This window comes from Micrococcus sp. TCR-5, from assembly GCF_052220525.1.
GTDB lineage: Bacteria > Actinomycetota > Actinomycetes > Actinomycetales > Micrococcaceae > Micrococcus > Micrococcus luteus.
Genome location: NZ_JBQPDO010000008.1, coordinates 94,480 through 114,567 on the forward strand (window position 1 = coordinate 94,480; position 20,088 = coordinate 114,567).

The 20,088-nt window shown below is 67.4% G+C and carries 16 protein-coding genes and 1 pseudogene; 3 read left to right on the forward strand and 14 right to left on the reverse strand.

Features of this window, described 5'->3' with window-relative positions:
- Positions 1 to 5 precede the first annotated feature (5 nt).
- The 12 genes from ACTSKS_RS06515 to ACTSKS_RS06570 form a co-directional block, all read right to left on the reverse strand.
- Positions 6 to 746 (reverse strand): 4a-hydroxytetrahydrobiopterin dehydratase, encoded by a 741-nt coding sequence (locus tag ACTSKS_RS06515; protein ID WP_081339235.1) that lies wholly within the window; start codon positions 744 to 746, stop codon positions 6 to 8.
- Between the two features lie 49 nt (positions 747 to 795).
- A complete protein-coding gene (locus ACTSKS_RS06520) occupies positions 796 to 1,992 on the reverse strand; it encodes a homing endonuclease associated repeat-containing protein (protein WP_134415896.1) in 1,197 nt (398 codons plus the stop codon).
- 187 nt (positions 1,993 to 2,179) lie between these two features.
- Positions 2,180 to 2,740, reverse strand: a complete 561-nt coding sequence (locus ACTSKS_RS06525) for a hypothetical protein (RefSeq protein WP_134377220.1) — start codon at positions 2,738 to 2,740, stop codon at positions 2,180 to 2,182.
- Positions 2,737 to 2,946 carry a hypothetical protein gene (locus tag ACTSKS_RS06530; RefSeq protein ID WP_134377219.1) on the reverse strand — a complete coding sequence of 70 codons (210 nt, stop codon included), beginning with the start codon at positions 2,944 to 2,946 and terminating at the stop codon, positions 2,737 to 2,739. Before ACTSKS_RS06530 ends, ACTSKS_RS06525 begins: the two co-directional genes overlap by 4 nt.
- Before the next feature lie 75 nt (positions 2,947 to 3,021).
- Positions 3,022 to 4,698 carry a GmrSD restriction endonuclease domain-containing protein gene (locus ACTSKS_RS06535; protein ID WP_248087455.1) on the reverse strand — a complete coding sequence of 559 codons (1,677 nt, stop codon included), beginning with the start codon at positions 4,696 to 4,698 and terminating at the stop codon, positions 3,022 to 3,024.
- 48 nt (positions 4,699 to 4,746) lie between these two features.
- Positions 4,747 to 5,562: a DUF262 domain-containing protein gene (locus ACTSKS_RS06540; protein ID WP_248087451.1), complete on the reverse strand. Its 816-nt coding sequence runs from the start codon at positions 5,560 to 5,562 to the stop codon at positions 4,747 to 4,749.
- A 46-nt stretch (positions 5,563 to 5,608) separates the two neighbouring features.
- Positions 5,609 to 7,666, reverse strand: coding sequence for a GmrSD restriction endonuclease domain-containing protein (locus tag ACTSKS_RS06545; RefSeq protein WP_134415900.1), 2,058 nt, complete (start codon positions 7,664 to 7,666; stop codon positions 5,609 to 5,611).
- Entirely contained in the window at positions 7,656 to 9,086 is a 1,431-nt protein-coding gene (locus ACTSKS_RS06550) for a DUF262 domain-containing protein (RefSeq protein WP_242821237.1), read from the reverse strand. Before ACTSKS_RS06550 ends, ACTSKS_RS06545 begins: the two co-directional genes overlap by 11 nt.
- Before the next feature lie 110 nt (positions 9,087 to 9,196).
- Positions 9,197 to 10,123 (reverse strand): GIY-YIG nuclease family protein, encoded by a 927-nt coding sequence (locus ACTSKS_RS06555; protein WP_166795238.1) that lies wholly within the window; start codon positions 10,121 to 10,123, stop codon positions 9,197 to 9,199.
- Position 10,124: 1 nt separating this feature from the next.
- Entirely contained in the window at positions 10,125 to 13,391 is a 3,267-nt protein-coding gene (locus ACTSKS_RS06560) for a type I restriction endonuclease subunit R (protein ID WP_134415906.1), read from the reverse strand.
- A 6-nt stretch (positions 13,392 to 13,397) separates the two neighbouring features.
- Complete coding sequence (locus ACTSKS_RS06565) at positions 13,398 to 14,585, reverse strand: restriction endonuclease subunit S (protein WP_442927382.1); 1,188 nt, start codon at positions 14,583 to 14,585, stop codon at positions 13,398 to 13,400.
- Positions 14,582 to 16,561 carry a type I restriction-modification system subunit M gene (locus ACTSKS_RS06570; RefSeq protein WP_442927383.1) on the reverse strand — a complete coding sequence of 660 codons (1,980 nt, stop codon included), beginning with the start codon at positions 16,559 to 16,561 and terminating at the stop codon, positions 14,582 to 14,584. The genes ACTSKS_RS06565 and ACTSKS_RS06570 overlap by 4 nt, the downstream gene beginning before the upstream one ends.
- Before the next feature lie 115 nt (positions 16,562 to 16,676).
- On the opposite strand from ACTSKS_RS06570, the gene ACTSKS_RS06575 reads away from it, so the two are divergent.
- From ACTSKS_RS06575 to ACTSKS_RS06585, 3 genes are all read left to right on the forward strand, one after another.
- Positions 16,677 to 17,738 carry an AAA family ATPase gene (locus ACTSKS_RS06575; protein WP_206481071.1) on the forward strand — a complete coding sequence of 354 codons (1,062 nt, stop codon included), beginning with the start codon at positions 16,677 to 16,679 and terminating at the stop codon, positions 17,736 to 17,738.
- A 5-nt stretch (positions 17,739 to 17,743) separates the two neighbouring features.
- Positions 17,744 to 18,280 (forward strand): hypothetical protein, encoded by a 537-nt coding sequence (locus tag ACTSKS_RS06580; protein WP_225348687.1) that lies wholly within the window; start codon positions 17,744 to 17,746, stop codon positions 18,278 to 18,280.
- Between the two features lie 166 nt (positions 18,281 to 18,446).
- Positions 18,447 to 18,629: a helix-turn-helix domain-containing protein gene (locus ACTSKS_RS06585; RefSeq protein ID WP_442927384.1), complete on the forward strand. Its 183-nt coding sequence runs from the start codon at positions 18,447 to 18,449 to the stop codon at positions 18,627 to 18,629.
- 339 nt (positions 18,630 to 18,968) lie between these two features.
- On the opposite strand, the gene ACTSKS_RS06590 is transcribed toward ACTSKS_RS06585, so the two are convergent.
- Together ACTSKS_RS06590 and ACTSKS_RS06595 are read right to left on the reverse strand one after the other, a co-directional pair.
- Positions 18,969 to 19,340, reverse strand: coding sequence for a hypothetical protein (locus ACTSKS_RS06590; protein WP_206481068.1), 372 nt, complete (start codon positions 19,338 to 19,340; stop codon positions 18,969 to 18,971).
- Between the two features lie 238 nt (positions 19,341 to 19,578).
- Positions 19,579 to 20,088, reverse strand: a pseudogene (locus ACTSKS_RS06595) (hypothetical protein); the annotation flags it as partial.

Here is a 20,088-nt window from a genome sequence, read left to right on the forward strand (position 1 = left end):
GGGGCTCAGGCGGACGGCGGGACGGCATCGGGCACCAGCTCATAGACGAAGGCGGGGCGGACGGCGTCGTCGTCCTCCAGGGCGACGACGCCGGGCACCCGCCGGTAGCCGGCGCCCTCGAAGGCGTCGAGGCGGTCCCAGTGGTCCGGGAGGTCGGCGGAGACGAGCACCTGGGCGGGGACGTCGGTGGTCGCGTGCGCGGGCGCGGTGCCCGCGAGGACGACGCCTGGGTAGCCGGTGGCCGCACCGATGCCGCTGGCGTGGAGCGTGCCGCGGAGGGTGCCGGGGATCCAGGTGCCGCGCACACCGTCCATGACGTGCGCGTTCGAGCGGCCGGGCGCCAGGGTGCCGTACGCGGCGAGGGCGTGGGGGGCGAGGACCTCGCTGGCGAGGCGGGCGACGGTGCGGGCCAGGCGGACGTCGCGGGAGGTGAGGGCGCGGACGTCGTGGCTGTGCATGCCCACGGTGAGCCGGCCGTAGGAGACGGTCAGGTCCGGGTGGTGGTCGGCGGCCTCGGCTGCCTCCCCGATCCGGTTCGCCAGGGCCAGGGCCGTGGCGAAGTCGTCGGTGGCGTAGGTGATGGTGAGCTCGGGTGGGGTGGTGCCGGCGGGTGTGGGCGACGGCGTGACGCGCCAACCCCCGAGCTCTGGCACCCCCGTGAGGGCCACAGCAAGCTCGGCTGGGTCGATCGCGGTGTGAGGTGGGAGGGCGGCGAGATGCTCGAGGCGGTTGAGAGCGGACGTCATGGGGCCATGATGCCCGGGGGACAAACTTCACGGGGCGCTCACCGCCGGTTCAGCCCTCTCGTTGGCCCCCGCCGAGATTTTCGAGGACCTCTCGCCACGGGCCAAGACGGGTGGTGATCGTCTGAGCCGAAGGGCCACCGTGGGCCTGGCGCCACTCCTCGTGAGCGGACTGGCTGTGGGTGGCCGACTCTGTCATGAACCGCTCCATCCACACCCGGAGTTCCTCGGTAGTGAAGGGGTTGGCGGGCTTCGGCGGGTTGGGGGTACCGCCGGCCGCCTCCACGAGCTGGACCCAATTGGTGCCAGCGCGGCGCAGGACCGTCGGCGTGGCGGGGACTCCGTGTTCCGCCGCCCAGCTGTTGTAGGCGGCGACGGTCAGGCGCGGCCCTCGGTCCTCGATCGCCCGGCGCACCAGGGTCAGCGGGTCGTCCCCCGGATCGAGCTTGCCCTTCCAGTCGACCCGGGTCCGCTTCCGCCCCGGGAAGCCCATCGACTGACCGGCCACGACGCGCAGGGCGCGCGCTCGCATCTCTTCGAACCCCACGCCGAGACGATTGCGGATCAGGGCCGCCGACGGCATGCCCGGGCGCGCGGAGAGCCAGTCCGAGAGTTCGAGGTAGGTGCGGGGCGGCGTCGCTGAGGACCACGCGTCCACCAGTGCTTCGACCAACTCTGCGTCGGAGTACTTGGATCGACTCCGACGCCGGTCCGTGACCGCGATGCCCGCGCGTTCGAGAGCGGCGTTCCATCCACCAAACCGGTTGGCCACTGTCTGGTGAGTGGGCACTCCGTGGCTCCGGGACCACTGGGTGAACGACTGCGCCGCCGTCTCTCCCGTCTCCTCGTAGAACTCGCGGAGAGCAGAGAGCAGAACCTCGTCCGGGGTAGCCGAGGACGTCTTGCGCGGCTTGGCGTCTCCCAGATGGAACTTGACGCGCTTGCCCAGCAACCGCCGCAGCTCCTGCTGGGACAGACTCAGATCCTGCGATGCCACAGAGAGCGGCACGCCCACGTGTCGCTCCGACCAGGACACGGCGGCCGCCCGCTTCATGCGGAACTCCTCGTCAGCGAGGAGTTCGCGGTACGCCTTCAATTCCTTGGTCGAGTACCCCGCTTCATCACGGATGAGCTGCCGGACCCGTTCCCGGGTGCGGCCGAACCGCTCCCCGATCTCGGCCAGTGTGCTGCCCTCGAAGTACTCCCGGGCCATCCTCACAGCGCGCGGGGTCGACGGCAGGATGGTCATGCTGGCCAGCGCAGCGAGCTCACGGCGTCGCTTCGAGGTGAACGGGGCGTTAAGAGACTCCGAGCCGGGTGACACGGAAGGGACCTCGAACTCCACTGTGCTCCTTCATCATCGGAATTGCATGACGCTTATCACACCATACGGTCGGCACTGCACCGCGCCCGGGAACATTCGCGCCCCTAGAGCGTCACGAGTCGAACCCGAGCCCCGGGTCCGGCGGGGTGCCGTAGGTTCGCAGGGCCGCCCCGTAGGGCAGCGGGAGGCCGTGGCCCTGTGCCCAGCTGACGAGGACCTCGACGGTCTCGGCGGCGGTGAGCTCCTGCAGGGGCTGGACGAGGTCCTGGGGGTCGTTGGCGGCCTCGTCCGCAGCCCGGCCCCGGCCGATCCGCCAGTTGTAGGCCCCGAGCCCCTCGAACCGCTTGGCGATCTCCACCATGAAGAGCCCGTCGCCCAGCAGCATGATCTGCGCGTACCGGGTGGGCGGCTCGTCCTCGAGGATCAGCTTGTCCCGCGGGTCGGTGAGGGCGTGCACCAGGTCCGCGATCTGGGCGGCGCTCTCCAGCCGGTGCCAGCCCGGGTCCTCCTCGCCACAGACGGTGGCGGTCCACCAGAGGTCGGTCGCGGGGGCGGATGAGGCCATCCACTCCACAGCTTCGCGGGGCGGCTCGACGAGCTCGACGGCGCCGGGGGCGCGGTGTGTGGCGAGACCGCGAGCGCCGTCGGCGGTGATGCTGCCGGGCGCGCTCATCGGAACATCCGCAGGACATCGCCGAGACCGAACGTGGTGCGCTTGTAGACCGCGTTGCGGGCGGCGCGCTTCGGATCGCGCAGCCAGCCCATCCCCTTGCGGCCGTAGCCGGGGATGACCTTGCGCTTGATCGCGCGCTTGGCGCGGCCCGTGGTGCGGGCCTTGATGGACTTCTTCAGGCTGGGCTTGCGGAGACCGATCTTCATGGGGCGAGCGTACTGGGTGAGGTGGACGGGGTGAGGGGGTCAGCGCCTCGTCAGGACCTGCCCCTGGCCGGGCTGTCAGGAAGTCCTGTCGTCCTCCTGGACGGTGCGCAGGAACCATTCCAGCGCGTCGAGGAACGCCTCCTGCGCCGCGGCCGGCTGAAGGGTCTGCGGCTTGATGCTCGGGCGCCGGCGGAGAGACTCAGGGCCGAATTCCACCTCGGGGATGAGATTCAGACGTCCCCGGAACTCGTCGAGAAGCGTCTCGTCCGTGAAGGGAGCCCACTTCGCCAGATGATAGAAGACGACCTCGACGCCGTACGTCGGGTACAGGATCACCGGCCAGATGGCGCGTGCTGACGTGCGCGGGACGACCAAGAAACAACCGCCGGCGGCATTGTCCGCGAATTCCGCCCGGCCACCGCGCTCGACCCATCCTCGTTGGACCTCGATCAGTGCGCGGGCCGTTTCGGGATCGTTGTGGTCGTGAAGTCGGTCGACCCAGCGGTCCCGCAGCGCAGGGTCGTTGCCCGGGGCGGCGAGTGACCGGGGATCGGTCAGGTCGACGTCAACGTCGATGAGCTCGGCGAGCTGCTCCGCCAGCAGCCGCTGGCCGCCGTCGGCCCGTCCGTCCTCGGAGAAGCGCACGCCTTCGGCTGCGAGGACGTCATGCGGATCGTCCGTGCGGTGGACGTCGGACCACCGGAAGGACGGAGAGACGGTGCCACCCGCCTGGAGCACACGATGAGCGTGCGGCAGCGCCGTCCGTGCGAGGTAGGTCCCCACGGGGACCGGATGGCTTCCGATCAGCCGTGCCAGTTCGCCGTAGGAGGTCCAGGACCCGTCGGGAATGGCCTCGACGGCGTCCGTCAGCGTCTGCCAGGCCGTGTGGGCGACTCCCGAGGCGGCCTCTGCTGAGGGTCCCGGCCAGATACCGACGATCCGGTCCGCCAGCCGCTCGGCGCGAGCACGGATCTGCGCGGGACCCCATACCGGCTCAGCGGAGATCTCCTGGTTCATGCGGATGCCGCTCTTGGCCAGCTCCGCACGCTTGACCGCGAAGGGCCCATTGCTCAGCTCGCTGTTGTACCCGGTGAGGGTGAGGTTGCCCAAGGTGTGGAGGAGCTCGGTGTGCACCTCTCGAAGGTCCTGGTGCGCCTCGAGCTGGCCGGCCAGAGCGCGCTCCCACTCCTCCGTGAGGGTCTGCGGCAAGACGTGCTCGATGGTCGCGCTGTCGAGGTCCACCGGTTCCTTGCTGCCGTAGGACTCCTCGATCCACCGGAGGATCAGCTTCCGGTGGGCCGCCCGGCCCGTCGTGTAGAAGGGTGCCGTCATCACGGCCTGGCGGATCTGATCGTCGGAGGCGAAGTGCTTCCGTCCGCTGGAGAGGAAGCGCTGCAGGGCATCCGCCGGGTCGTCCTGACCCTGGATGTCGGCCGTGGCCGCGAGCAAGGTGGTGTTGAGACCGTCGGAATAGCGACCGAAGACGAGACGACGGACCAAGTACGACTCGAGGTAGAGGAGCGCACGGGCCAGTTCGTCCGAGTCGATGTCCCCCAACGACCGGCGCTCCATCAGGTGCAGTGTGATCGGGAACGTCGTCGTCGTGCGCCAGGCGCGCAGGCGCGCCAAGCGGAACCGCACTGCGGCGTCCTTCTCCTTCTCCGGGCGGAGCATCACGTCGTAGAGACGCCCCAACGCCAGGAACCGCTCGACTTCCGCCCTGACCTGCGACTCGTCCTGCAGGCCACGCATGCGCCGCTGCTGCCCCGCGTAGATCTCCGTCTGGCGGATCTTGGGATCCTATTGCACCAGGTCGAGCCAGAACAGGGTCTCCAGTTCCTCATTGGAGAGCAGGTTCTGCAACGGGAGCCACAGGGTGGTGTAGACCTCATCCGCCCGTGTGGGCAGCTGCATGAACAGGTAGTTCCTGAGCAGGTCGCCCTGGGTGAGCTTGAGGCCGGTGTTGTTCAGCGACTCGAAGATGCGGTGGGCGTTGTCGTTCTCCCCGGTGGTCACGGACACGATCGACAGGCCGGCGACGACGGCGGACTCGACCTCCGCCAAGGTCAGCGGCTCCTCTTCACCGTCGGCAGACGGTTGACTCAACCCGAGCAGCTTCGTCAGGAAGAACTGGTGGGCTTCGCTGATCCTGGAGCCTTCGGCAGCGTCCGGGGCGTGCTCGATCCGTCCGCGGTAGGCGCCGCGATCGGCCTGGGTGGGCAGGACCTTGTAGCGGAGGTCGCCGTCCTCCCACTTGTTGACCAGGTACTTCTCGTTGACCCGATCGGCGTGCATGGGGCCTTCGTGCTCAGCCCGGTGGTCGCGGACAGCGGCGAGGAGGAGCGTCAGCGTCGTCAGCCGCTGCTGCCCGTCCACCACGAGCCACCGCTGGACGCCACCGGGCCCGTTGTCCCGGAAGCCGGCGAGAACGAGCGAACCGAGGAAGTGGGTCGCCGAAGGGTTGTCCCGCCGGTGGTCGGCGACGTCCACGACGTCCTCCCACAGTCGCTGCCACTGCGGGCGGCCCCAGGAGTACGTCCGCTGATAGAGCGGGACCGTGTACTGGTAGGAGCCCCCGAGGAGTTCCTGAAGGGTGACTTCACGCGCGGCGACCATGTGACGAGCTTAACGGGGGCCTCTGGGGCCAGATCGTCCCGCGATGTCAGGGCCGTTTGCCCTGCCATTCTTGGATCATCCGCCGCATGCTGTTCCCGTGCTCCTTGATCTGGGGGGCGTCCCAGTCGCCCTCGGCGTGAAGGATGCCGGCCATGAGCTGGAACTTGAGGCTCTGCTCGTCCGAGGAGTACTGCTTCACCTTCGAGACGGGCATCAGGTTGTTCCGCTGGGAATTCTCGCGTCGGCCCATGATGCACAGGTTCCCGAAACGGTTCACCTCCGTCGATGTCAGGACCTTCTGCCCTTCGCCAGGAACCACGGGATAGAAGTGCTCCACCGAAGTCCGGTACCGGAAGCGGAATGAGCCTGCGCGTTGGGACAGGACACTCCGTTCAACGTCGCCGAGTGCAGCCCCGAGCGCCCCCGCTTCGGCGGACGGATTACGTCCGAGATCCCAGAGGATGTAATCCAGCACGTTGAACACGAAGTTCGGGACCTTGACCCCAAGGTCCAATCCCTCGTCCGCGTCGTAGGCACGGAGGCGCTCCCGCGCCAGATCTTCCAGCATGAGCTGAAACGCCACGCCGTCCACACCGTCCACCGGCTGCGCATCCAGCCATCGCAGGATGCGGTACAGGAAGTACTTGGACGTGCGGCGCGTGTCGGTGACCTGGAACATGGCCTGAAGGTTCCGGACGGCGTCCTGGACCTGCGGATCCTGGAAGGTGTTCTTCACACCCAGCCGTCGGCGCGGAGAGCGCTCGCCGGCTTCCGTCTCGAGCTTCTGAGCTCGGCTGAGCACCCAGTTCTCCTCGTCCGCCTGTGTTCCCGTCGTCGCCAGAGTCCTGATCACATAAGTGTCCAGCAGAAGGCGCATACGGAGCAGCGTCACGAGGAAGCGCTGAGACCAGGCCGCGTCGGCCTGGCCGTGCTGGGCGAACTGCTCCAGCAGGGAGCCGTCCTCGAGCCGCACGGCCCCCGTTGAGTCCTGGCCCCACCGCGGCAGGCCGGGCTCGGCCCCCTCACCCTTCTCCTGCATCACGCGCAGCACATGCAGCAGCAAGTTCGGGAAGTCGACGATGGTCCCGTAGGCGCCGGTATCGGCGTCGTCCTGGCGCTGGTCGGACGAGGGCCAGGACTCCACGGCGGTCTGCCCGGCGGCCCGCAGAGCCCCAATGATGGTGCGGGCGCCCGACACCGTCGCGGTCAGGCTCGGCGCGAGAGCTGCCCGCAGCGACGCGAAATCCCGTGTGAGGAGGGCCGACCAGGACGCTCCGAAGACGGCGTCTCTTGCCGCCTCACCGCCATCCTTCGGCCGCTCGGTTGAGAACTGGAGCTGGACGTGGCGGTCCAGAACGGCGCAGGCGTCCCAGACGTGCGCGAACACCTTCCGGTCCGTGGCGTCCTGGAGAGGCCGCATCAATGTGGCCTTGAGGATCTCGTGCTTGGCGAGCTGCTCACCGCGAGTGTTCATCACCTCGAAATAGTGGTTGAGGTCCGTGCCCTTCGGAAGTTCGGTGCGCAGCAACCGGACATGCTTCCAGAGGTACGCGAGGTCGTCGCCGTCGAACATCACCTCCTGATCGTCTGCCGGGGTTTGCCGGTCCACGGCCCGCCGGCAGGCCGCAGCGATCGTCTCGACGGCCACCCCGATGGCGTCCACCTGGAACGACGTCCCGGCGGGGGCGCCCCGACGGCGGAGGGTCGCGAGGTCCTCCCCGGCCTCGGGGCGCCCTTCGTAATCCAGGACGGCCAACGCCCGGGGGTCGAGGACACCGGCACGGATGACACGCTCCGCGACGGCCGCCAGCACCGTCAGCGTGGTCAGGCGCTGCTGCCCGTCGACCACCTCGTCGATCGGCACGCCCTCAGGAGTCGTGGCTCGGTTCACCACCAGCGAGCCGAGGTAGTAGTCGGACGAGGCTCCCTGCGTATCCGGCTTCTCCGAGCGGAGGCGAGCGCGGCGCACGTCTGCGAGGAGTGTCGCGATCTCGACCTGCGTCCAGGCGTAGGCCCGTTGGTAGACCGGCACCCGGTAGTGCCGGGCGGCGGTGAAGAACTCCTCGATCGTCAGCGCCTCAGGCGCGTGCTTCTCAGTCTGCATCGTGGGCTTCCTCCGTGTCCCAGGGCGTGTCCGAGTAGAGACGCTCCACCGGGGAGGCCTCGTCCACGTACGGCCCGGGGAGGGCCGCCACGCGCCCGGTGACGGCGGCGGGGTCCAGGCTGCTCCTCATCAGGCGGAACAGGTTGACCCGGTCCTCCAGGTCCGGCGCCCCGTGCTGGCCCAGCGCGTGAAGTTCCACGGAGCGCGGGTAGACCCGCGTCAACCGCGTTCTCAATGCGAAGGCATGCCGTGCGAGCACGAGAGCGGCGCGCTCGATGTCGTGGTCGCCGAACCGGTCCGCGTAGGCCAGCAGCAGCGCTCCGTAGAGCTCCTGTGTGTAGCGGTAGCCAGCGCCGGTACCGGTCGCTCGGACGAGCCGGGTGATCGTCTGAAACTGCCTGTTCTCCCTCCCGCGACGGGCGTCGTCCCCGGCGGTCTGCTCCGCGTCCGTCGCGGAGACGCCGAGGGCCCTCGCGAGCCGGGTGTAGTGGCGCACGAGGCGGAAGAACATCTCGCCGTCGATGACGGGCTGGGTCAGCTGGAACGGGAATTCCAGCGGAGGAAGGGCACCGTGCGCGATCAGCGCGGCGTTGCGCCCGTTGTAGTCGTCCACGTGGGCCTTGGCCATGAGAAGCCCGTGCGCCCAGGGCAGTCGGCCGAGGCCCGTCGGCCCCGCGGAGATCCCCTTGAACGCTCCGATCCGGGACGCGGTGAAGCCGTCGCGCGGCAGGGACTCACCGGCGCTCCAGCGGAGGATCGGATAGAGCAGACGCGAGAAGAGATGGTGGATCTCGAACGGCGGGGTAGCTTCCCACTCCCGCACGGCCGTGAGGATCGCCGCCCGGTCCGATGTGGCCTCTCCATAGGCGCGGAGATGATAGGCCTTCAACAGGTCGGTGGGCAGGAGCGCCCGGCCACGGGTGTTCTGCGAGTCGAACATCTGGAATGCTGCGTCGAGGTCGTTGACGACCAGACGCACCAACGTGCAGTGGTCCAAGAAGTAGTCCGCGAAATCCTCGACCTCGGAGCTCTTCCAGGACCGGAATGTCTGCAGGATGAGGCGGTGGTTCTCGACGATGTGGCGCTCCGACACGTCCCGGCGGCCCGGCGGCAGCTCGATGGCCGCCGCGCGGTCCAGGGCCGCACGCTGGTGCTCGGCGCGCTCGGCGGTGTCGCCCAGGACCTCCTGCAGTGCGAGCGCGATCAGGGCGAAGGTCATGTACCGCTGCTGGCCGTCGACGATGTCCAGCCAGCCGTCCTCGGCGTGCACGATCATGGTGCCGATCCGGTAGGACGCGGCCGAACGGAAGCGACGGATGTCCTCGACGAGCTGCCCCGTGTTCGTCGTGGACCACGTATAGGGCCGCTGGTACTCGGGGATACGGAGACGAGGGTCGCGCAGTGCGTCCGCGACGGTCATGACGTTCGCGGTCAACGACCCCGAGCGCTCCGTCCCCGGTCCTTGGGCGTCGCTCTGGGCACCCCGCGGATGGTCGACGGCGGCATCCAAGGCGGTCGGCCGCGTCCTCATCAGGCGTCGTCTTCCATGGGCTCCGGCGCGGCCGAGGCGGCCTCGACCTCGCCGAGGGTGCGCCCATCCGGCGCCCGCCATGAGGACGGCCCGCTCATGCTCCCGCCGGCCACGAATCCGGCCGCGGCCGAGGAGCTGGTGAAGGAGACGTCCTCGGTCAGCACCCCATCGGCACCGATGTGGTCGGCGAAGCGCTCCCGGCCCGCCCGGACACCGGGGGGTGCGCTGGGCCGCAGCCCCTCCATGAGGCCACTGCCCCGCAGGACGACGAACCCGTCCGGCGTCGGGTGTCCCTGGGCTCTGACGCCGTTGACCGTCATGGTGAACAGGGTGCGCTTCGGCTCCGCTTCGGGCGCCTGGGTGGCCCGGCCAGCCGCGGCCGCGGCATGTGAGCCGTCAGCGCTCTCGAAGACGCGATGCCCCAGGGCGCTGATCAGGATCTTGGCCTTGTCGGCGTACTCCTCCAGCTCCGCCTTCTTCTCCTCAGTGACGTTGCCCTGGGAGGGCGCTACCGCGTTGTCCACGGTGAAGCGACCGGCCGTGGATGCAGCCTGGTGGAAGTAGTGCTCCAGGTAGGTCACTTCCGTGGGACCGAAGGTGTCCCCGAGGGTGGAGAGGAGAATGGCTCGGTTCCAGAAGTCGTGCGCCTCCCTCCGGACGTGCTCCCGGATCCTGCCTACCATGCCGTTGCCGTTGGCCCGCCCGACAGCCTGCCCGACGTAGACGACGTCGTCGCCGGAATCGGCGTCCTGCCCCAGCAGCAGGTACACACCGGTGCCTTCGAACGCCTCGGGGTGCCCGTCCGCGTTGAGACTGGTGCGTGGCACCACGTAGACGAGGCCCGTCCAGTTGTCGAGGGTGCACTTCAGCCGACCGGTGGGTGCACCGTCCATCAGGAAGACCTGCAGTGTCTTGGGATGTGCCATCTCAGTTCCCCTTCCGGACGCGCGACGGCGTCGCGCTCGCCCTCTCATCGACGGAAGTACCCTGCGAAGGGGCCGTTTCGTCAGCGAAAACGGCGGACCGTCCGTGAGCAACGTCCACCGGCCCAGTCCCCTCGCTCCGCACCTTCCAGTACAGGTACTCCCCGATCGCCGCGACGATCATCTTGGATGGGTCCCCGCCCCTGCCCACGATGTCCGTCATCTTCGCGAAGGCGTCCTCATTCGCGTACACGGCGCCCATCGCTGACCGTTCCAGGTTCGGGCTCGCCAGGAACTGCTCCAGCGAGTTTGCTCCAGCCTGCCCCAGCAGCTTCTCGTCCTCCATGAGCGGCGCCACGAGGGCACTGACCCACGCCTCCTGCTGGGACGGGGAGGCATCCACGCCTTCGCCGGCGAAGATCTCGTTGATCTTCTCGATCACTTCCTCCAACGGCCCGCGCTGCTTCTCACGCACCTGCCCGCCTCCCACAGCGGTCGTCCCCTTCAGCGCGGCCCCACCGGTCAACCCGATGTCCCCCGAGGACGTCTTCCTCTGCCGAATGCTCACCAGCTGCACATCGCTCAGGTCGATCAGCTCCTCACCGCCGGGCTGATCGCCCACGAGCTGCACCAGGTGCCGCAGGAACAGCGCCCGCTTGTAGTGCTCGGTGTCCCCGAACTCGTAGATCTGGGAGAGGAAGTCGTAGAGGCTGACGAAGGACCGCATGTCTTTGCGCACCAGCACGAGCTCGTTCACGCGCGTCTCGTCCTGGTTCATCCGCGCATGCGCCAGCTCCTTGCGGAACCGGTATGCCACGGGCTCCAGCGCAGCCTGCAGGCCCTCCTGCCCGCTCCCCGGCTTCCACACGACCCACACCTCGGCGAACGCGTCGACCTCGTCCCAGTCGTACACGCCCGCGGCGTCGAGTTTCGTCCCCAGGTCATGGATCAGGTTCGGGTCCGTCACCGTCTCCAGCTTCGCGCCGGCGTAGTACGGCTCGAAGGCGGCCTGGATGTCGTCTTCGGAGTTCACGAAGTCCAGCACGTAGGTGGTGTCCTTGCCGGGTGCCGCACGGTTCAGGCGCGACAGCGTCTGGACGGCGAGCACGCCGGAGAGCTTCTTGTCCACGTACAGGGCGCAGAGCTTGGGCTGGTCGAAGCCGGTCTGGTACTTGTTGGCCACGATCATCACCTGGTAGCCGTCCCCGTCGAACGCCTTCGCCAGGTCGCCGGTCACGGACGGGTTCATGGACCGTTCTGTGACCTTCTCGAGCCCGAAGTCGTCGTCGGTGATCTCGCCGGAGAAGGCCACCAGGGTGCCCACGTCCGTGTACCCCATGTCCTGGATGTACTGGTCCATCTGGCGCTTGTACCGGACGGCGGCGGCGCGGGAGTCGGTGACCACCATGGCCTTGGCCTGCCCGTCGAGCAGTCCGGCCACGTTGGCGCGGAAGTGCTCCACGATGATCTTGACCTTCTGCGCGATGTTCGTCGGGTGCAGCTTGACCCACCGCATGAGCTTCTTGCTCGCCTCGGTCTGGTCCACTTCGGTGGTCGGCTTCCCGACGGCGGCCCGGTCGCCTTCCGGACGGAACTCGCCCTGCTGTCCGGCCAGGGCCAGCTTGAAGGCGGTGTCGTAGTTGGTGAAGTTCTTCAGCACGTCGAGGATGAACTCCTCCTCGATGGCCTGCTGCATGGTGTACCGGTGGAAGGAGGCCGGGATCTCCTGGCCCTTCTCGTCGTACTCGCCGGAGGGGCGGCCGAACATCTGCAGGGTCTTGTCCTTCGGGGTGGCGGTGAAGGCGAAGAAGCTGATGTTCTCCGCGCGTCCGGTGGCGGCGACCTCGGCGGCGAGGACGGACTCGGTGTCCGCCTCTCCCCCGTCTTCGAGGTCGGCCTGCTCGTCTGGGGTGAGGACGCGCTTGAGCTTGGCTGCGGCGGAGCCGGTCTGGGAGGAGTGCGCCTCGTCCGCGATCACTGCGTAGGTGCGGCCGGCGAGCGTCGAGTCACCCTTGAGGAGCTCGAGCACGGCGGGGAAGGTCTGCAGCGTCACCACGATGATCCGGTTGCCCTGCAACAGGGTCTGCTTCACCAGGGCGGACTTGCTGGTGGCCTCTCCCCCGAGGTTCTTGCGGTCCACGGCCACCACGATGCCGGAGGTCCGCTCGATCTGCCGGACGGCCTCCTGAAGCTGGTCGTCCAGCACGGTGCGGTCCGTGACCACGATGACCGAGTCGAACACCCGCTGCTCGTCCGCCCCGTAGGTGGAGAGCAGGCGGTGGGCAGTCCAGGCGATGGTGTTGGTCTTGCCGGAGCCCGCGGAGTGCTCGATCAGGTAGGACTTGCCGGCGCCCTCCTCGCGGACGGCGGCGAGCATCGTGGTGACGGCCTCCCACTGGTGGAAGCGCGGGAAGATCAGCGTGGACTTCCGGCGCGAGCGGCCATACTCGTCCTCCACGGTCTCCTTCTTGAGGAAGACGAACTTCTGGAGGATCTCGAGCCAGGTGTCCCGCTGGAGAATCCGTTCCCACAGGTAGGCCGTGGAGGAACCGCCGTCCGGATTGAGCGGGTTGCCGGCGTGGCCGTCGTCGCCCTGGTTGAAGGGCAGGAAGAAGGTGTCCTTCCCGGCCAGCTTGGTGGTCATCCAGACCTCGCGGTTGGAGACGGCGAAGTGGACCACGGCGCGGGTGCCGAACCCAAACAGCGGCGTGGCCTTCGGGTTGCGATCGCGGTACTGCTTCTTCGCGTGGCCGATGGACTGGGTGGAGTCGGTCTTCAGTTCGATCGTCGCCACGGGCAGGCCGTTGACGAAGAGCACCAGGTCCACGGACTGGTTGGTGGCCGGGTTGAAGTGCACCTGACGCATCACGCGCAGCCGCATGCGCTCGTAGGAGGCGACGGCGGCCGGGTTCAGGTTCGTGGCCGGCCGCGGTTCGGCCATGCGCAGGGTGGCGGAGGTGCCGACCTTGAAGCCCTTGCGAAGCACGTTGAGCGTGCCGCCGACGCCGGTGTCCTGCGGCTTGTTCAGCACGTCGATCAGACGGGTGGTGATCTGGTCCCGCTGCGCCTGTTGGGCGGAGGCCGGGGCATCGGCCTTCACGAGGCGCCCGTAGTCCTCCGGCTGGTTCTCCGCCAGCCAGGCGTGGACGTCCTCGGGGAAGATCGCGTTCTTGCGGTCGTAGCCGGCATCGCTGGGCGAGTAGAGCCAGTCGTGCTGCTCCAGGTACTCGCAGATGTAGGTCTCGAGCTCGCTCTCGTTGTGGATGGCCATGTGCGGTCAGTCCTCCGTGGGGATCTCGATCTGGCCGGTGACGGCGGCGGTGATCAGTGCAGCACGGCGTTCCCGGGCGAGCTCGATGAAGCGTTCGGCCTTGGCGATCAGGGCGTCGATTGTGGCGGTCTCGCGGTCGAGGTGGTCGGCGATCTCGCGCTGCTCTTCCAGGGGTGGGACGGGCACCGTGAAGTTCATTAGTTTCGACAATGGCAGGTTGTTCGCAAGCCCTTCGGCTCCGCTGATCGACCGCAGGACTTGCTCCCGATAGATCTGCGAGTTCAGAGCCCGGTAGAGGTATCGGACCCACACGTTCTGACTTGGCACCAGCCTGAAGTTCTTGTCCGAAAGAACGAGGCGGCGTGACAGCTGACCGACTATTGCTGCCGATCCTACGAGCCTCGGACTACCACTGGCACGGGATACCACCAAGTCTCCCTCATGGAGCTCAATCCCAAGGGGAACCGTGACACTCTCAGGCACCGGTTTCGATGCCTCCTCGTTGAAGAATCCATCGTTGCTGGCGCCCGACTTCAAGACCCAGATGTCTTCCAGGCCAGTAGCCGAGCTCGTGTCTGGCGAGATGCCTTGGTCGACTCGTGAGACAAGGCGTTTGAGCAGCAGTCGTCGATCGGCAGCCGCTTGAAGTGCATGTTCGATAGCCGCGCTGCGCCGCTCGCGGAGAGCTCCCGCGAGGGCACGCTGTTTCTCGATCAGGGCGTCGATCGTGGCGGTCTCGCGGTCGAGGTAGTCCGCGATGCGCCGCTGCGTGTCGAAGTCAGGCGCCCAGACTTCGATGGTCTTGATGAAGTCCCAGTTTGCCCTCGGCATCTTGGTTCCATACGTGGACGCGTTCACCTGTTCCAGGAAGAAGGAACTCAGCACTAGGTACCCGAGGTAGCGAGAACACATTTCATCGACCGGACGGTACACATGGATGTCCCCGAGGGCCTCACCGTCACGATTAGCAACCCACGACTTCGCCAAGTACGGGCGCAGCTTGCTGAAGAGGAGATCACCGGCTCGGAACGAAGTGCCGCGCCCCTCCGAGTCGATTTGATGATCGGTCACGAGCCGACCGGTATGCCCGACCATTGATTCAGCTGCGACGCGGAACTCCGACTCCTCGGGCGCATTGTCTGAAACGAGGTCAACGCACCACCCGAACTTCCTGGATGAGGATCGAGCTGTCACCGCTCCACCTCCTGCAGCAGCTCGATGATCTCGGCCGTGAGCTGCTTGAGCTCGGCGTCGATCTCCTCGAGGGGGCGCGGCGGCACGTACGTGTAGAACAGCCGGGTGAAGGGGATCTCGTAGCCGATCTTCGTCTTCGCTTCGTCGATCCAGGCGCCGGGCACGTGCGGGGCCACCTCGGCCTCAAAGTACTCGTGAATGTCCCGGCCGAAGGGCACCAGTTCGGTGTCCCGCAGCGAGGTGTCCGGCTCCGGCTCGCCCTTCTTGTTCTTCACCACCTCCGCCTCGGGATCGTGCACGCCGATCGCCCCGGTCAGGGCCTTCACCAGCGGGGCACCGGCGGTCACGCCGTGCTCCTTCAACGCCTTCTTCAGCTCCAGTACGAAGGTGGGCTGGTGGTCCCAGACCCGGCCACGCAGGGAAGCGAGGGCGGCCTCGAGAGCCGAGCGGCCGTCGTCGGGAAGCTTGTCCACCGGCTTGGTGGCGAGCGCCGCCGCGATGGTGGCGTCCTCCACCTCGAAACGCAGCTGCAGCGGGCGCTCCACGGTGATCTCCCGGTAGCCGAAATCCTGCGGGGTGAGGACCTTGGAGAACTCGGTATTGTCCTCGGACTGGGCGTCGAAGTCCCGGTAGATGTCCAGCACGCGCTGGCGGTCCGCCTTGGACAGCTCCTTGTTCTTCGAGCCCACGTTGCGGCGCAGCTTGGTGAAGAACGTGCGGGCGTCGATCAGCTGCACCGTGCCGCGGCGGTCTGCCGGCTTGTTGTTGTCCAACACCCACACATAGGTGGCAATGCCGGTGTTGTAGAACATGTCCGTGGGCAGCGCGACGATCGCGTCCACCAGGTCCGACTCCAGCAGCCAGCGGCGGATCTCGGACGGGCCCGAGCCGGCCCCGCCCGTGAACAGCGGGGAGCCGTTGAGAACGATGCCGGCCCGGCCGCCACCCTCCGAGACCGGGCGGAGCTTCGAAGCCACGAGCTGGAGGAACAGCATCTGGCCGTCGCTGATGGCGGGGGTGCCGCCCGGGAAGCGGTTCGTGGCGCCGCCGGCGGCGATCTCCTTCTCCACCGCGGTGCGGGAGGCCTTCCAGTCGCCGCCGTAGGGCGGGTTGGAGAGGACGTAGTCGAAGCGCTCGGTCAGGTGGGCGTCGTTCTTGAGGGTGTCCCCGCGAGCGATGCCGTCCGCGTCCTGGCCCTTGCCGAGCAGCTCGGACTTGCAGATCGCATAGGACTGGTCGTTGAGCTCCTGCCCGAACAGGCGGACCTCCGCGTTCGGGTTCATGCGGCGCAGGCGCTCGTCCAACAGGGACAGCATGCCGCCGGTGCCGGCCGTGGGGTCATAGACGGTGCGGACCGGGTAGCCGGTGAGGACGTCGTCGTCGTTGGCGGTGAGCAGGTCCACGAGGAGCTTCACCGCGTCGCGCGGGGTGAAGTGCTCACCGGCGGTCTCGTTGGAGGCAGCAGCGAAGCGGCGGATCAGGTCCTCGAAGAGGGTGCCCATCTCCGCGTTGGAGACGGTGTCCGGGGAGAGGTCGATGGAGGCGAACTGCTGCAGGACCAGGAAGAGGCGGTCGTGCTCGTCCAGCTTGGCGACCGTCTTGTCGAACTCGTAATAGGTGAACAGGTCCGCCACGTTCTGGGAGAACCCGTCCACGTAGGCCAGCAGGTTCGTGCGGAGCAGGTCCGGCTCCTGCAGGATGCGGTCCAGGGTGAAGGGGCTGAGGTTGTAGAACGTCAGGCCCGTGCGGGACTGCACCAGGTTGTCCAGGACGAAGTCCGGATGCCCCTTTTCCGCCAACTCCGCGAAGAACTCCCGGTGCGGGTCCATGACCGCCTCCATACGGCGCAGGATGGTGAGCGGAAGGACGAGCGTGCCGTACTGGTTCGGCTTGAACACGCCCCGCAGCTGATCCGCGATCCCCCACACGAAGTTCGAGAGGTTCTGGGGGGAGGTGACGGGGGTAGGGGCGGGCATGGGGGCCTTTCAGCAGGGTCGGGTGGAGGCAGAATGCTGGCCGCATCGACACGAACAGATGCCAGGAGATCACAGGTGTACCCACTTAGGTACACCGGAACAGTACGCTGGTCGCATGGCGAAGCACCCGGTGGCGGGCCTGAAGGCTGAGGCCTTCGGTCCGTTCGAAGCGATCAATGTGGAATTCTCGCGCTCACTGAATGTTGTTCTGGGTGACAACTCCACCGGCAAATCCCAGCTGCTGAAGCTGCTCTATGCGGCCACACGCTCGCTTCGTGAGAACCCCGGTGCGACGAAGCGTGAGCTGCAGCCAGCCATCGCCGACAAGCTGGTGGGGACTTTTCGCCCGGATTCGCTGGGCCGCTTGAGCCGCCGCGTTCAGGGGACTGCGCGAAGCAGTGTCCGACTGAAGCTTGAGGGTGTGGGGACACCTTTGGAATTCAGCTTCTCTTCGCGCTCACGCACCGAAGTCGAGCTCGCCAAGCACCCGACGGAGGCCCTCGAGGAGGACCAGCCCGTCTTCATGCCGTCCCACGAACTTCTGTCACTGGGAGCCGATTTCGTCTCCCTCTACGACACATATCAGACCCCCTTCGAAGAGACATGGCGGGACACTGTACAGCTGCTGCTGTTGCCGGCGCTCCGTGGACCGCGCGGCCGCCGCGCCAACGAGCTCTTGGCTCCCTTCTCCGAGCTTCTCCAAGGAGGAACGGTCTCTGAGGGAGGCGGCCGCTTCTATCTCCACCAACCTGGCATCGGAAATCTGGAAGCACCGCTGCTGGCCGAAGGCCACCGGAAGCTGGCGATGATCGTCCGGCTCATCTCCTCCGGGGCACTGTTGGAGAGTGGGTATCTGTTCTGGGACGAGCCCGAGGCCAACCTCAATCCGTCCTCTCAGAAGGCAGTGGCCCATGCCCTCATCCACCTGGCCCGGCATGGGGTGCAGATTTTCGTAGCCACTCACAGCACCTTCCTCCTGCGAGAACTGGAGATGACTCTGGAGAACGAGCGTGACATCGTTCCTCGTTTCATCGGGCTTCAGCGTTCGACTGACGACGGGCAGCCGGACGCAGCTGCCCGCGTCACGGCCGCTTCAGTCGCGGTGATGGAGAACCTGCCCTTCATCGCCGCGCTAGAGGCCGAGGCGCGCCAGGCGGATGACTACCTCGGGATGTGAAACGGATGGCCGAGGTAGAGATCGACGGCACGATCTTCTCCTTCCCTGAGGACTGGAGGGTGGAGGTCTTCGATGAGTGGCCCCAATACCGAGATATCAGCGGTACCGGCCACATCCACGGATGTGATGTCGTCGCTCTGGATGGCAGCCGTCTATGGATGATCGAGGTAAAAGACTATTCCTACCCAGGCGCCAAGGCACCCGAGAACCTCGACGAGGTACTGCTACGCAAAGCAGTGGGCACCCTCGCCCTGCTGAGCGCGCTGGGAAGGTCCCAGAACCAGAGTCCAGCTCAAGACTTCTCCATCGCTTCGCTCCGGGCTCAGGAAATCTACTTGACATTGCACGTAGAACCGGCCGCACAACGACCTCGGCGGATGGCGGCCGGACCATTGATGGCCTACAGCCAGAAAGCTGAATGGGCCGCGCGACGCCTCCATCTGGCCAAGGGGTTCGTGACGTCGAGCCTGATGCCGAACCACCGTACGCCTTGGACGAGTCGCCGGGACCCTGCGACCCGGGGCGCCCACCTCCCGTCCTGACCCTTCCGAGCATCCCCTGCGGGGTGAATCCGAAGATTCCTTCGGAATAAGAGCGCAGAGAACGCCGTAGCCCCCGACCAGATCGCCTTTCCGAAAAACTCTTCGGAAGCCGCCGCCCGCGTGCCACGATGGGGCCACGACCGCCCCGCATCCTGCGATCCGCCGGATCGGTGAGCACGTCCGCGCCACACGCAGGGAGCTCAACCTGGCCCAACAGGAGATGGCAGACCTCGCCGGGATCTCCGACGCCACCGTCCGGCAGATCGAGCGCAGCACAGGCCGGGGCACGCTCTCGTCGCTGCTCGCCGTGCTCGGCGTCTTGGTCCTGGACCTCGAGGCCCGCAGGTGAACGCCCCGGGCCTCGGCTCGCTCGAGCGGATCAGCACGGCCGACTGCCACAGCCGCGCCCGTCGCCGCACACAACCTCTACCTGCATTTGCTGTTCGCGTGGCTCACCGGCGACAGAGATCTCCACGCGCAGAACATCGCCGTCCTCCAGGCGCCGAGCAGGCGCGGGGAGGTCGCTCCCAGCGGGCCGCGGCGGCGGCCACGCGGAAGGCGCTCGCGGCCGCCGAGGCCGTGGACCTCGCCCGCCTGCCCTTCGATGGGTCGCCGTTGAACAGAGCAGAGCGCGAACTGCGGCACCGACGGGAGGAGCTGAAGGCCCGACACCCGGACCGGCCCGGTGTCAGGCCCCCACCTGCCCGGGGTGCGGCACGTCCCCGTACACATGCAGCGAGGCCCCGTAGCCGAGCGGCAGGCCGTGACCCTCAGCCCAGCTCGTGAAAACCTCGGTGGTCTCAGCGGCGGTGAGCTTCTGCGCGCCCGTCACCCGGTCGCCCGGAACGTTCTCGGCGTCCTCGTCGGCCCGGCTCCGGCCGATCCGCCAGTTGTAAGCGCCCGCCTCGAACACCCTGGCGATCTCGACCATGAACAGCCCGTCGCCGAGCTGCATGATCTGGGCGTAGCGGGTCACCGGCTCCTCGTCCTCTAAGGTCAGCCGGTCACTCGGTTCGGCGACGCGGTGCACCAGGTCGGTGATCTGCGCGACGAACTCCAACTCGTGCCGCCCCCAGCTCGCCGCGCCCCCCTAAGATGCCACCACAGGTCCGAGGCGGCGGCCTCCTGCTCCATCCACTCGACGAACTCGTGCGGGGGCATGTCGACCGACCACGGGTTTCCAGTCGGTGAGGAGAGGGACGGGGCGCATGCGGGGTGCATCGTCGTCATAGGCTCGTCCCACCCCGGATCCACGGCCCTGTCCACATGGCCCCGGGCCGGTACCTCCTGCCACCCGCTCACCCCTGCGGCAGACTCAGCTCCACGTCCCCGACCCACGGCTCCGCGAATCCTTCGTACGTCCCGTCCTTGAGCGCGATGGCCAGCCACTGGTCCACGTAGTGCTTGAACACCTCGTCGCCCTGCGGGAGCATGTACCCCTTCTGGAAGTAGTCGAAGGGCTCGTCCGGGTTCGCGGCGCACAGCTCGGGGTACTCGTGGTCGATGTAGAGCACCTCGGAGCGGTCGGTGGTCATCACGTCCGCCTCACCGGCCGCGAGAGCGTCGAACACCGTGAGGTTGTCGTGCGTCAGCAGCTCGCCCTGCGGGTAGTGCTCCCGCGCGAACTTCTCGTTGGTACCGCCCTCCGGGAAGATCGACCGCACACCCGGCTGATTGATCTCCGCCACGGTGTCGTACTTCTCGACGTCCTCGCAGCGGGTGATCGGCGTCTTGCCGTCCTCCTGCGTAGTTGAGTCCCGCATAGTGGTGTAACGCCCGGTGGTCGGGCGTGTCGTCTCAGACGTGGA

Coding starts and splice junctions, on each gene's coding strand:
- ACTSKS_RS06515 (WP_081339235.1), bottom strand. CDS start 746: ATGACGTCCGCTCTCAACCGCCTCGAGCATCTCGCCGCCCTCCCACCT.
- ACTSKS_RS06520 (WP_134415896.1), bottom strand. CDS start 1,992: ATGACCATCCTGCCGTCGACCCCGCGCGCTGTGAGGATGGCCCGGGAG.
- ACTSKS_RS06525 (WP_134377220.1), bottom strand. CDS start 2,740: ATGAGCGCGCCCGGCAGCATCACCGCCGACGGCGCTCGCGGTCTCGCC.
- ACTSKS_RS06530 (WP_134377219.1), bottom strand. CDS start 2,946: ATGAAGATCGGTCTCCGCAAGCCCAGCCTGAAGAAGTCCATCAAGGCC.
- ACTSKS_RS06535 (WP_248087455.1), bottom strand. CDS start 4,698: ATGCGTGGCCTGCAGGACGAGTCGCAGGTCAGGGCGGAAGTCGAGCGG.
- ACTSKS_RS06540 (WP_248087451.1), bottom strand. CDS start 5,562: ATGGTCGCCGCGCGTGAAGTCACCCTTCAGGAACTCCTCGGGGGCTCC.
- ACTSKS_RS06545 (WP_134415900.1), bottom strand. CDS start 7,666: ATGCAGACTGAGAAGCACGCGCCTGAGGCGCTGACGATCGAGGAGTTC.
- ACTSKS_RS06550 (WP_242821237.1), bottom strand. CDS start 9,086: ATGACCGTCGCGGACGCACTGCGCGACCCTCGTCTCCGTATCCCCGAG.
- ACTSKS_RS06555 (WP_166795238.1), bottom strand. CDS start 10,123: ATGGCACATCCCAAGACACTGCAGGTCTTCCTGATGGACGGTGCACCC.
- ACTSKS_RS06560 (WP_134415906.1), bottom strand. CDS start 13,391: ATGGCCATCCACAACGAGAGCGAGCTCGAGACCTACATCTGCGAGTAC.
- ACTSKS_RS06570 (WP_442927383.1), bottom strand. CDS start 16,561: ATGCCCGCCCCTACCCCCGTCACCTCCCCCCAGAACCTCTCGAACTTC.
- ACTSKS_RS06575 (WP_206481071.1), top strand. CDS start 16,677: ATGGCGAAGCACCCGGTGGCGGGCCTGAAGGCTGAGGCCTTCGGTCCG.
- ACTSKS_RS06580 (WP_225348687.1), top strand. CDS start 17,744: ATGGCCGAGGTAGAGATCGACGGCACGATCTTCTCCTTCCCTGAGGAC.